The 13691-nt window shown below is 36.3% G+C and carries 8 protein-coding genes; 1 reads left to right on the top strand and 7 read right to left on the bottom strand.

Annotated features, from left to right (window positions below):
• Positions 1-273 (top strand): hypothetical protein (locus BM183_RS18675; RefSeq protein WP_330392398.1); only part of this gene is annotated, 273 nt, incomplete at its 5' end.
• 141 nt (positions 274-414) lie between these two features.
• Here BM183_RS18675 and BM183_RS18670 read toward each other — a convergent pair.
• The 7 genes from BM183_RS18670 to BM183_RS18640 all read right to left on the bottom strand — a co-directional run bounded on the left by BM183_RS18670 (position 415) and on the right by BM183_RS18640 (position 13336).
• Positions 415-3267 (bottom strand): family 16 glycosylhydrolase, encoded by a 2853-nt coding sequence (locus BM183_RS18670; RefSeq protein WP_091688845.1) that lies wholly within the window; start codon positions 3265-3267, stop codon positions 415-417.
• A 103-nt stretch (positions 3268-3370) separates the two neighbouring features.
• On the bottom strand, positions 3371-5251 hold the full coding sequence (locus BM183_RS18665; protein ID WP_091688843.1) for a family 20 glycosylhydrolase: 1881 nt from the start codon (positions 5249-5251) through the stop codon (positions 3371-3373).
• Between the two features lie 113 nt (positions 5252-5364).
• A complete protein-coding gene (locus BM183_RS18660) occupies positions 5365-8124 on the bottom strand; it encodes a GH36-type glycosyl hydrolase domain-containing protein (protein WP_091688841.1) in 2760 nt (919 codons plus the stop codon).
• A 94-nt stretch (positions 8125-8218) separates the two neighbouring features.
• Positions 8219-9649: a phosphoglucomutase/phosphomannomutase family protein gene (locus BM183_RS18655; protein ID WP_091688839.1), complete on the bottom strand. Its 1431-nt coding sequence runs from the start codon at positions 9647-9649 to the stop codon at positions 8219-8221.
• Between the two features lie 134 nt (positions 9650-9783).
• Positions 9784-11394 carry an extracellular solute-binding protein gene (locus tag BM183_RS18650; protein ID WP_170848083.1) on the bottom strand — a complete coding sequence of 537 codons (1611 nt, stop codon included), beginning with the start codon at positions 11392-11394 and terminating at the stop codon, positions 9784-9786.
• A gap of 70 nt (positions 11395-11464) precedes the next feature.
• Positions 11465-12343, bottom strand: a complete 879-nt coding sequence (locus tag BM183_RS18645) for a carbohydrate ABC transporter permease (protein WP_091688835.1) — start codon at positions 12341-12343, stop codon at positions 11465-11467.
• 72 nt (positions 12344-12415) lie between these two features.
• Positions 12416-13336 (bottom strand): ABC transporter permease, encoded by a 921-nt coding sequence (locus tag BM183_RS18640; RefSeq protein WP_091688833.1) that lies wholly within the window; start codon positions 13334-13336, stop codon positions 12416-12418.
• Positions 13337-13691 lie beyond the last annotated feature (355 nt).

The following is a 13691-nucleotide window of genomic DNA, read 5'->3' as shown; positions in this document are numbered from 1 at the left end:
CAAAACTCCACTGCCGTTCCAGCGGTAAAGCTACTTGATTTTCTATCCCATCTGGTCCATACTAAAATCATTCTAAGATGGGAGGCACCGCAAATGGATCCAAAACAACTAGAGGAACTCAGACAAAAATATATCAAAAATCCTCCGGAAGGAATGACTGCTAAGCTTGTTCGGAACATGACTGATTCTGATCTGCTCGACATGCATTACTTTCTGATCGAGGATGATGACCTTGATGAAGATGAATTGGAAGAAGGTTTTTATATCTTCTAGCAATATCGTCTATTCGTTATGCCCGCTTTCAGCGGGCTATTCTAATTCAAGGGTTCTCCAAAGGAGAACTTTCCTATTCAACAAGAAAAAGGAAAATGCACAGTCCATACATTTTCCTTCCTCTTAAAAATACTTAATTAATTATTTTCTAATATTACTTAAATCGTAATTTACCCACTCTTCCATCCACCATTTTCTATCTTTTGCGTAATCCTGTCCATCTCTTTGGTCATACTGAACACTGGTAAAGCAGCCCCACCAGAAGATGCCGGAACCATACACATTGGCACCTTCAGCAATTGCCTGTCTCAGGCCTATCACAGCATTTTTTATATTCTCTATTTCCGGAAGATGGTATACTATAATTCCGCTATTAGGATCCGGCCATCCCGGTGATGATTCATAACCTTTTGTATCGTATACCGGCATGGTAGGACTAAGCTGGCAATCCTTGTTATTACTTGCTTCAATAGCTTTGCTATATCTTAAAATATTATATCTCCAGAACTCTATAAATTCTTCATCTGTATCTACCTCCCCTGCACCGGGACCATTGGAGTCATAGAGCATAGGATTTATCATATCCACGATATTGGCTATTTCAACAATTGCTTCGTGAGGCAAATACATTTCTAAAGCTGTTGTGGCTATGGATAAATGCTTATCCTTTCCAATTGCCACACGGATCTTTTGAAGTAAATCAATCAGGTCCTTATTATGTTCTTTTCTAAAGGGTTCCATATCAACCTGTATTCCGTCAAATTTGAATTCGGTGATCAATCTGGCACACTCATTGGCTATATTCTGTCTGATATCTTCTGACTTTATAACATGTTCCCATAATGAACCATTAATAGTAGCTATAATTTTCTGGTCAGGCTTAAACTTTCTTGAACCTGTAATCCATTGGTGCGTCAGCGCAATATCCGCCTCTGTTTGCGGCATCTTCCCATTAGCATCAAAAAATCCAACATCGCAGAATTGGTATTCAATGGCATAATCATCTAACTGCTGAACAAAATCTCTTATTGATTTATCGGTGAAGGCTCTTTTATCGTTCATTTCAGCTATGTGCATATAGGCAAAATTGTGTTTATTAACAGCTTCTACATCAGGAATTCCATACATAGGAGGATATTCTGACAAATCCGCCCATGTGCTGTCATAATTTTTAAGCCACTGATCCCCTGCTTCATTAAAAGGTGTTATTTTAACCCAGTCAATAAGCATTGTATCGGTATCAAAATTAGGAACCCCTGCCCAATTATTAGGGAACCATACTCCTAACCAGAATCTTCCTGCCGCATAAGGAATGTTTTCCCTGCTTGTATATACTTTCACATCATCAATAAAAAACTCTACTCTTGGATCCGCTGGATCAGTATGCCAGTCAAAACGGTATGTGTGCCATTCTCCATCTGTTATTCCATTTTCAGTTCCAAAAAGAGTTGGTGTGTCAACTACAGAAGTTGTATTATAATCTTCTACTACCCAGGTTGTAGTCATAACTTTATTCACCGCTTTTTTTCCGCTTTGCTCTCCAGGCATTTCTATGTCTATTTCATGATTTTTCTCACCGTCATTGAAATAGGTCCAGAATGCTGAGCAGGCTCCAAGTTGTGGAAGAACCTTTGCTCTGACTTCATATCTGCCTGAGCCATAGAAATCCTTAGTAGTGATTACACCGCCTGTTCTCTTTCCATCATTTCTTTGTACCAGGGTACCGGATGGTTCCCTGGTAATACCTCTAATCTCTCCTTCATACAAGTCCCCACGTCCGGTAATTTCTACAACTCCATTATTTACAGTGACATTTTCAGGTATAACACCGCCATTTACATCTGCTCCGCCCCATTGAGCCTTTCCTATCAGCCATTTTGCCGGATCTATACCATTGGTAAAATCATCAAAGAATACACCGTAGTCAGCTGGTTTTACAGCCGTTATAACACCGGGACCCTTTATCTCTCCACCGGCTCTTTTCAGTTCTATACCATCAAGATATGCGGCACCTTCCCCAGGATTTTTATATATAAAAACTTGCAGCATTACTGTCCTTTCCGGTATTGTAAATTTTAGTGATTTCTGCTCATACTCAGTAGTAGTAAATTCAATACCAAATTTTTTAAAAGGTTTTGGATTGGCACCGTCAAAGCAGTCCACTCCAAGTATGGCAGCTTCTCCTGCTACATCCACCTTACCAAACCCCGTTATTTCAAAAGTTTTGCCTGAACCTGTTTCTTCAATAATCTGGCCCATACCTCCATCATCAAGAAGCTTTATTGCTTTGGAGCCTTTAGCTACTACATCTGTTACAACAAATGCATTTCCCCAGTCATCCCAATTTTCCTTATCTTGTTCAAAGCTACCGTTTTTTAATAGTATTTCTTCCGGGAGGGGCACACCTTTTTGTATCAGGCTTATATTATCAAAATATGCATAAGTTTCTTTCCCCTTAGCAGAAGGATTCTTGTAAACATACACTTGAACCGCAGTTGTTCCCGGTACGGTCTTAAAGGTTCGTATCTTTTCTATGTATTTTGTAGTGGAAAATTCTACTCCGAATTTTCCTCCCGGAAGCTTCTTCCCTTCACTGTTAAGACAGTCCACTCCCAGATAACCAATCTCCCCATTTTTGCTTACTTTTCCCCAACCAGATAGAGAAAATTCTACACCTTCAGGTATATTATTGATAATTTGTCCCCTGCCACCTTCACCTTTACCGATTCTAATTGAATTGGTACCGTCTACTCCGGTTGACACATTCACTTTTGTTTGTCCTATACCGTCACTATCCCCATCAAGATCACTGTCCCAACCGGTGATAAAGGCAGACGAAGCCCCATCCTTATTATCAAAGGGTCCTTCAAAATCTCCGTTTACCACAAGATTCGTAGCAGCAGCTGCTACTGGTGTTGAACCAGAAGCTGCCAGCATAATAGCTGCTAATATTACTAAAATACTTTTGTAAACCTTTACATTCAATTTTTTCATCTTTGCTCTCCTTTTCTTAAATAATTTAAGCCCATAATATCCTTCTCCTTCTTTCGGCTTTTTAGATTTCCTTTATTCCTTTTTCATAGCTCATTCACAAGATTTATATATGACTAAGTATTGATGGGGTAACCATATAATGCCAATAAGAAACACGGGTGGGGCCGCCCTTTTCTTCTCCTGCAAAGGTAAGTAATTCTTCCTCTAATTCGTCAATTCTTTCAATGTCATGATTCAGATATTGTTCAATCCTTGACTTTGCAGTAGAAACACGTTGTATTAATCCACCAATACGCAAATCAATATTATCAAGGCCAAACACTTTATTCTCCTTTAGCCACTGCACATGAAAGGCTTCCAGAAATTCCTTTATATCCTCTATAAGCTTAGGAAGTAATTTTGATGCATAAACCTCTAATATATTTCTATCGTCCTTTTTATAAGCTTCTCTTAGCTGGATTCCTGCCACACACTTTAGTTCTAATATTTTTGCCATTTGATATTGGGTTTCAAAAATATAGTTAAAGCACCCATTCCTTTTCCTCATAACATTAAAATTCTCTCCACAGAAATGAAAATGTTCTCTGTAAGCTTCCCCATCAATATGCTTATCAAAAAGGCCAAGCAGTATGTCCTGATAAAAAATATATTTAGGAGGATTTAGAACAATTCTGCCGGATCCCTCATTATCCGGAGTAAGCATTAAAAGATCCAGATTCATAAAATCCTCATATCCCATGCCAATACAGGTCCTAAATCTTTCCTCCATATGGATATTATCACTCTTATCCCTGTAGCAAAGTTCTGCCCACATGGCTAAAGCAGGTAAGACAGAGAATAAAGAACATTCCGATCCATTATCTCCCCATAAGGTAATTAGCACTTCTTTAATTCCTTTTTCTTTACAGCTATCATGGGCGCATCTTCCAACTTTTTCACTAAAATGGCTGTTAGGAGAATATCCACTCCATCTCCAGGCTCCTCCGGCAAATATAATATTGGGGCTAAATTCAAGATGCTTCTCTATCATAGCATCATAGGTTTCTTTTTCTTCTGAATAATAATCCCAATACACAAAAGTCAGATTATCTGGAATCTTCTTTACCATGTCCGGTTCAAAAACACTGTCAGCTGCATAATATTCACCTTTATTCAGCAGTCTAAATATCATGTCACTCCACATCATGGGTTCCAGACCGTATTTTTCGGTAATTCCCACAACCCTGTTCATATGCCTTATCATAAGCTCCATCCGGTCTACATATCCATGATTGTCTAAATATTTTCCCAGACCCACCATATCTGCTTCATCCATTCCAATATTAATTCGTTTTGACATAAAGCATTCTGACATGGTCTTAATTATCTCTTCAATATATTCATAGGTCTTTTCACTGTCGATAAGAAAAATATCCCCAACATCTCTTAATTCTTCCATTGCACCCCATTTTAGAACCTGATCCATATGTGCAAGGGTCTGGATTGCCGGAATGACCTCTATTCCAAAGATGGCAGCATAACTATCCATTTCTTTTAACTCTTTCCTCGAATATCTGCCCCTAAGGTAGCCGGCATAAGGATATTTATCCAGTTCAAAGGTATCCTCCATGTAAAGTTGAATTGTAGAATATCCCATTAATGCAAGATATTTTACCATACTGCAAAAAGCTTCCCTTTTAGGAACTGCATTTCGTGAACAATCAATCATGACACCAAGATGTTCATAAATAGGTACTTCTAATAGCTGAGGATCCTTGTTGTTTTTTAAGTTCTCCACTAAAAGTCCCACTGCCCGGATAAATTGATGTTCTCTTCCATACTCTAAAATAAAACCTGATGATTCTTCTTTTATTCTTATATCCTTGTTACCTTTTAAGACAGTAACCAAAATCCCTTTTGTATCTAATTCAATCCCAAGAAGTTCTTTTATTTCTTTAATTGCATCTGTCTGCTTTTTACTTATGCCTTCAAAACGAATTTTCATTCTTACACTCCTGCCTTTCCTTAATAGATATTTTACTCTTCCATTCTTCTTGCGGCTTCAACCATTTGCCCGTAATCATAATCCAAATACTTAAGATGTAACAGTCTTTTTATTTAATCTACAATAAAAATATTAATATGATCCTCTAGATTTCCTTTATCAACCCATAATTTTTCTATGTTCATATTTTCATCAAACATAGTTGTTCCAGGCTTACCATTAACTAAAAAACTGCGTTTTCCCCCGCCTTTATTCTCATAGCTGATGTGTAATGGCTTTCCTTGGTAAATCATATCTACTTGGTAGCTTTTAAAAGGAATCCAGTTAGCCGGCTGAATAAAGAATCCCTCATACTCCGGTTGAAATCCAAATACGAATCTAAGAATTATCTTAAACACAACATTAGAACTTCCTGTCTGCCAATCCTGCATAGATTCTCCGTCAATATGTAGTTCTACATTATCTCCGTAGGAATTCGGCATAACATAAGGAGAACAGGATACCTTCTCATGGGTAAACGGAAGTATTTTCATTAACTGTTCCCATGCTTCTTTTGCCTCTCCCATCATAAATAATGCCATAATTCCAAATGCACTTGCATGGATATATGCCGCTCCATTCTCAGCCGTCCCCGGTGGTAATTTATAAATACGTCCAAACCCAAGTGATTTTCCTTGGGTTTTCCCAAGTGATTTTTCTTGGGTTTTCCCAAGTGATTTTTCTTGGGTTTTCCCAAGTGCTTTTTCTTGGGTTTTCCCAAGTGACTTTCCTTGGGTTTCCCCAAGTGATTTTCCTTGGGTTTCCCCTGGTGTTCCCGGTAAGAAGTAAGGCTCAAAGGTTTTAAGGCCAAAGCGTGAATCTAAGGCAGCAAAAGCATTTAGTATAGTTTCTTTCATCTTTCTGTTCTTATCATACATACCACTGATAACCCAAAAAGCATTGGAGGTTAAACCATGTCTGGAAACATTATCAGGATCGCAAAAACTGCCTACATAGTAAGATTTCTTATCCCCCCATCCGTGAACAATGCGGAGCTCACCTTCCTTATTCTTTATAACTGCATGCTCTTTAAGACCTTTTTCAATGGTATCCATTACTTTTTCATATTCTTCTATAAGGCTTTTATCATAAGATAACAAACTTAAAAGCTCAATCATCTCTTTTAGATTTTGATAGAATTGAAGGGTTGCCATTACAGAAACACCGTTTCCGAATTCTTCCTTACCATCCATACTTACCCCTAATCCATCCAGAGCATCATTCCAATCTCCGAAAAGGGCTTTTATACAACCAGTTACCATATCCTGATTATGCATCAAATATCCCATGATACGAAGCATATGGGACAGGACACTGTCATTAATCTCACTTTTCTTAACAGTTCTTCTCTTATCATCCACAATTTCGTAATATCCGCAGGTTTCCTCTAATATGCTAAAATCACCTGTGAACTTTATATAATTAATAATCGTATTAATCACCCAAACACCCTGATCAATAAATTGTCTTAAATCCATTACAGGCATTGCATTTTCATTAACAGGCAAAGCATACTGTCTTGGACAACGACCACTGGGGTCAATAAAACTTAAGGCTTCTAATATCTTATTCTTAGCTTGCTCCGGCTTAAAGAAAAGCATGCCTTCCAATGCCTGAAATACATCCCGAATTCCAATTAAGGAACCTTCTGATAACTGAACATAACCCTTAATCAAAGAACAGAACTCTACCTGTTTCTTTAGATAATCAAAAAAACAAGTAAAAAGCGACTCATTATAATCCTTTCCTATTCCTTTTCCAAAGGCAGCATTTAAAAGTTTCTTATCTCCTTCTTCTTTCGCTTTATTTTCATTTACCATAGTGTCAATATGTTCTGGCTGTAATTTTCTGATTAAGCCTTTATAATCCTCAGTATTATGGGAATGAATAAGGTAACTAAGCTCTAAATCCACACGAAATGATGAAAGGGGAGCCACCTTAAAATGTAGCATCTCACCTGCTATTGCTGTATCATTAAAAGCAGTAGTATGCTTTTCATTCTGAAAGCAACCTTGTTTTAAGGGCTTGGAAGAATATAGACCGCTATAGGAGCCTCCCACATATTCATATCTTGAAGTTGTAGCTTCTACTTTTAAAAGACAGGTCTCTCCTTCAAAGGTAAAAGACTGGTTAACCACTCCATAATTGGTAACAGATAAGGTTCTGGATAAATCTTCATTAATACTAAATATAAATCTACCTAATAAATCCCTACCTTCTTTTATGTATTCTCCTTTTCTAAACCATCTGTTTTCTGATGTTTCATATACACTGTTACATAAAAAAGGATTTAAATAGGCCGATAGATAAAGCTCCCTGGCCTCTTTGCTAAGATTCTCCGTTAATATAGAAAAATACATATGATTAGCCTTATCTACAAATACCCGAATGGAAAAACGCATATTATCTGCCTCTGTTATATAGTAGGCACAGGTCTTAGTAAACACAGTATATCTGTCTATACTTCGAAATTTACTCTCGTCTAACATAGGAACTGCTAAAAGAGAAAGCACATTATAGTCAGCATTTTCTTTTAGTCCTGCAAAAAAACCAATTCCCGGCTCCTGCCCTTCCTTCGCTCTTAAAAAAGGAGAAAAAAGACCTTCATTGGCATGCATATATCCGGACCCATATGCCCAAAAATTAAACCCATTCTCTCCGTATGGAAATCGATTATCACCATCCATACGAGGAATACATAAAATACTTCCATCCCTTAAAAAGTATGTATTTCCAGGAAGTTTATTTTTTGTATGCTCTCCTATATGTTCTTGTGTAATAACCTGTCTATATTCCTTAGAATAACTTTCAATTTGATTTCTATAGTCCTTCACAACTTCCGTCCTTTCTTCTTTGCATATCTGGATTATAAAACCTCTAAATCCTTGTAAAATCTGAATTTATGAGTTTTGAAAGAATTTATTGAGGCTACTCTAAATTTAGAAACTGCTCCATTTCATCTGCTATTTTAGAAACCTCTGATCTGCTTTCCATCTCTGCATAAATCCGTAGCACTGGCTCTGTCCCTGAGAAACGTGCAATTATCCAGCCATCGTTTTCAAAATAGATTTTCATTCCATCCTCATAACTTATCTTCTTAATTGGCTGTTCATAATTGGGGAGTTTCTTCTCCACAAATAAAAGATAATACAATTCTTCTTTTTTCTTCTGAGAAAAGGCATAATTTCTTTCTTCCATATACATTTTTCCATACTTATTATGGATTTCCTCCAACAACTCAGATAATCTTTTATTTGTAACACAGATTAACTCTACAATTAAACTGGCAGAGTAAATTCCGTCTTTTCCTCGAATACGTCCATTAATAGTAAGACCTCCACTGCTTTCTCCCCCTATAATAGCTCCCTGCTCTTCCATTCCTTTGCTAATATGTTTAAAACCAACGGGAACTTCATAGCATACTTCCCCATAATCTTTAGCAATCCTGTCTAGCAAATGTGTAGTGGCTATATTTCGCACCACACCACCTTTTATACCTTTGTATTCTAAAAGGTAATAATACAAAAGAACTAAAATATCATTGGGATGTATAAAATTACCCTTTTCATCAATGATTCCCAGTCTGTCTGCATCCCCATCTGTTGCGATTCCTAAATCATATTTTCTATCTACTACCATATCCCTTAGCTTATTTAAGGTTTCAGCAGAAGGAGAAGGAAGCTTTCCTCCAAATAAAGGATCATGTCTGTCATTTATAACATCTATGGAACATCTTGCAGAAATTAATACAGTTTGAAGACAGGTTTTTGCCACACCATACATAGGATCCAGTAAAACCTTTAAACGTCTTTCCTTTATCTTACTTACATTAATATCCTGTAAAATATTATCAATATAATCATTAAAAGGATCTATTTCCTTGATTTTTCCCAGGTGAATACCCTCTTCAAACTCTATCTCTTTAATATCTTTTAAAGTCAGCTCATTCACAATACTTTCAATTTCTTCGGTTATCTCTAATGAAGCATCCCTGCCTCCTCCTGCAAACAACTTTATTCCATTGTAGTCATAAGAATTATGACTTGCCGTTACGGCAATTCCGTATTTTAGTTTCAAATCATCCACTGTATACATAATTAAAGGAGTTGGTGCAATATCCTGAATGAGATATACAGTAATTTCATTGGCTGCCATAACTTCACTAATCCACATAGCAGCCCTTTTTGATAAAAACCGTCTGTCATATCCCACTATAAATCCTACTTCCTCCTTCTCTTTTTCTTCTTCAGCCCGATTCTTTACATATAATGCAATCCCTTGAGCTAATAAGCTAACATTATCCTTGGTAAATTCCTCTCCAATAATGGCTCTCCAGCCACCTGTTCCAAATTTTATCATTAAGTTTTCCTTCCTTTTGTACTACAATTCTTATACTATTTCCTCCCATCACCAATTAGGGGATGTTGCAAAATAAACAAATATGCAATATCCCCTATATTTGCAGCAGCTAAAGCAGCTGCTTTTTCAATGTTTTATTTTGCGATAGACTCATATCTTTCATAAGCTTGATTCTTTAAAGTAGTCATTTCATCAATTCCTAATTCTTTCACTCTTTGGACAAAGCTGTCAAATTCATCAATTGGTCTGGTTCCAATAAAGAACTTTATCAATTCTTCTTCTACATAAGTATTGATTGCACTCATTTTAACAGAATAAATTTCTTCTTCCGCTTCTGTTAATGTTAAACTAGGATTAAATGGATAAAAGTAATTATTGTCAACATAATTAAATAACTGTTGTCTTACATCATCATTGATACAAGAAGCTGCTTCATATTCCGGCATTTGTCTCATACCGATTAAGGCCTGAATACCATTTTTTCTATTATAAAGTATAGTTCCCCCTTCGCTATTAAGGATGGATTCCAGGTATTGTGGTTCTCCATCAACCATTTCATAACTTTCGCCTTCAATACCAAAGTTGAATAATAAGGAACCTTCTTCACTGTATACATAATCAAACATCTTAATAATATCAACTACATTTTTTGCTGAACTTGAAATTCCCCAAGAATAGCTTACTATAGCTGCCTGTTGACTAAAAGTTTTTGGTTCCTGCCCCGCAGTTAATACCGGTGGCTGAATAACTTGCCAATTAGTATCAGGATCGTTAGCTAATACTTCATTGTTATAGTTTTGAGCCGCAACATAACCGGTCCAATAGCAGGTTGCTCCTGCTTTATTATTTAAAATATGGTAATTATTAGTATCTTCCCGGGTAATAAATTCATTATCAATCAACCCTTCCTGATACCATTTTGTCATAGTTGCCAGATATTCTTTTGTTTCAGGTAAAATTGGAGCAAATACAGCCGTTCCGTCTTTTATCATCCAGTAGTCGTTATTAGGATTTAATTCAATTCCCCAGGCATCTGCAAAGTTCATATAATAATTTTCCCAGACACGGTCTAAAACCAACGGTGTAACGTCCCCAACTCCATTTCCATTCAGATCATTGTTTTTAAATGCTTTTAATACATTGTACCAATCATCAATAGTGACCGGAACCTCTAAACCTAATTCATCTAACCAGTCCTGACGAATATTATATCCCATGGCAGTACGAACTGCTGATAACATAGGAATACCATAAATCTTACCATCACTTGCAGCTGCTTGAGCCATAGCTTCTTTGTTCTCTAACAAATATTTTTTAATATTTGGAGCATGTTCCTCAATTAAATCATCCAGAGGAATAAAAGCACCTGACATACCAAAGGTATTAATATCTCTTACAGAACCTGCCATAACATCCGGATACTTGCCGCCGGATATAATAACACTGAATTTTTCCTTTGCTTCACTGTGAACAACGGATTCAATATTTAACTTGATATTTAGCTTTTCTGCCAAAGTCTTAAAAGTTAAAGTGTTCTCATCATAAATTGCTTCCGGTAACCGGCTAGGTACAAACATGGAGATTTCTACCGGTTCTGTGCTTGTTCCCCCATCTTGATTGGTTTCCACTGATTCATTTTTCTTGCCGCCATCATCGTTATTTCCCTTACCGCATCCTCCAAGCATACTGATACATAATACCAATACTAATAACATACTGATCCATCTTTTTTTAGACTGAAACATTTTCATAATCCTCCTCTAATAAAGTTCTATTTTTTAACACTTCCATAGCCAGATGAAAGTGTAGTGCCCATTATTCTTTTACGCTGCCAACTAACGCCCCATTTACAAAATATTTTTGTAAGAAAGGATAGATTAATATAATTGGCACTGTTGTGATTACAATAGCCGCAAACTTAATTGTAGTAGGTATACTTGCTTCTCCCCTGGTCAATGCTTTTGCAATATCCTGGCCTAGCTGGCTGGATATGATGATTCTCTGCAATAATACCTGAACAGGGAATTTTTTATTGCTGCTAAGGAGTAACATCTCCCAGAAGTAAGAATTCCAACGTCCTACTGCATAATAAAGGGCTACTGCTGCCATAATCGGTTTTGAAAGAGGAATGATGATTCTCATAAGTATCTGAGCATCATTTGCTCCTTCAAGCTTTGCTGATTCTTCCAAAGAAGCCGGCAAACTTTGAAAATGAGTTCTAAAAATAATAACATAAAAAGCACTGATGGCAGGGTATAGAAGAATTCCAAGACGGGAATCCAATAAATTAAGTCCCCTCATAACTAAGTAAAAAGGAATCATTCCTCCGCCGAACCACATGGTAAAAACAATAAACAAGCTCATAGCTTTTCTTGGTGCCCATCTCTCTTTTGACAGAGGGTAAGCAGCTAAAATAGTCAAAGCCAAACTTAACAAGGTGCCAAAAAAAGTATAAAATAATGTGTTTAAATAAGATAACCAAATCCCTTTGTATTCCATAACTACTCTATAGGCCTTTGTAGTAAATTCTTTCGGAAACAGTACCACCTCGTTTTTCATAACACTGGTAGCTGAGCTAAAAGATGCTGATATTAAGTAAATAAAAGGATATAAGGTTACAACACAAACAAATATAATTATTATGTAACAAATGCTTACAAATACAACTTCACTAAATCCCATTTTTTGTTTCATGAAAAATCCCCCATTCTGCTGCCATAGTGTGAAAATTCTTTGCTTTTTTCTCACTATCTCCTTTATATCCTTTTACCATAAAGTTGTACCATCTAACTTTCTGGTAATTTTATTTGCCAGATACACTAATACAAATCCTACCGTATTCTGAAAGATGGACATTGCCTGTGCATAGCTATAACGCCTATTTGCAAGCCCTTCCCGATATACATAAGTATTAAACACATCTGCTGTTTCATAAATTGCAGGATTGTATAAAAGGATAATACGTTCATGACCCACATTAAGAATGGAACCTAGATTAATCAATAACATAATTACAATGGTGGGAGCTAACCCCGGCAATGTAATATAAAGCATTTTTTGAAACTTACCCGCCCCATCTACAGTAGCTGCTTCGTATTGCTCAGTAGAAATTCCTGCAAGTGCAGCCATATATATAATTGCTCCGAATCCTGTTCCCTGCCATATTCCTGTAGTAATAAATATAGTTCTAAAATATTTAGGAATTTGCAAAAAATTTATGCTTTCATGGCCCAATTTATTTAGTACCATATTAATCAAGCCTGAATTTGAAACAAATTGTATTACCATGGACATTACCACCACTGAGGAAATAAAGTAAGGCAAATAGCTGATTGTCTGGGTTATCTTCTTAAACTTCTTTCTTCTGATTTCATTAAATGCAATTGCAAGTATAATAGGTAATGGAAATCCAAAAATCAATCCAAATATATTAAGCAATAGTGTGTTACTAAACAACCTTGGAAAATATGGATCTGTAAAAAGGATTTTAAAGTTTGTTAAACCAACCCATGTACTTTTAAAAATTCCCTTTACGATATCATATTTTTGAAAGGCGATCACCATCCCGCCCATTGGCAAATAAGCAAATAACAAATACCATATAAATACCGGCAAGAACATAAGATATAACCATTTATTCGTTAATATTTCTAATCTTTTTTTCTTCTTCTTTTTCTTTTCTAACATTTTGCCTCCTCTGTCCGTATTTCCTGTAACGTTACGGTTATAGAATAAAGGCATCTCTATTAGATTACAATCACAAATATTCCATATTAGAGTATAAATTCTTCTACTTGGCATTTATACTGAGAAAAAGCAATGGTATTATTTCCACATTCTATTACCATTTCTTCTTTTATGGTATTTTCTCTGTTAAATAAAAATTTAGTAGGACGCTTTGCTCTGTAGTTTGTTGAGAACTCAGAAAGTGCTTATTAAGCCTAATGACTCAATTTACATTGTTCAAGGATAACAGGGTGTATATGATTGATTTTGCTACCTTACCCTGTCGGCCGGATTACGCAAAATCAATCATATACAC

This window comes from Anaerocolumna aminovalerica, from assembly GCF_900115365.1.
Classification (GTDB): Bacteria; Bacillota; Clostridia; order Lachnospirales; family Lachnospiraceae; genus Anaerocolumna; species Anaerocolumna aminovalerica.
Note: the sequence above shows the minus strand (reverse complement) of the source record. Positions and strands in the feature narration are given on the sequence as shown.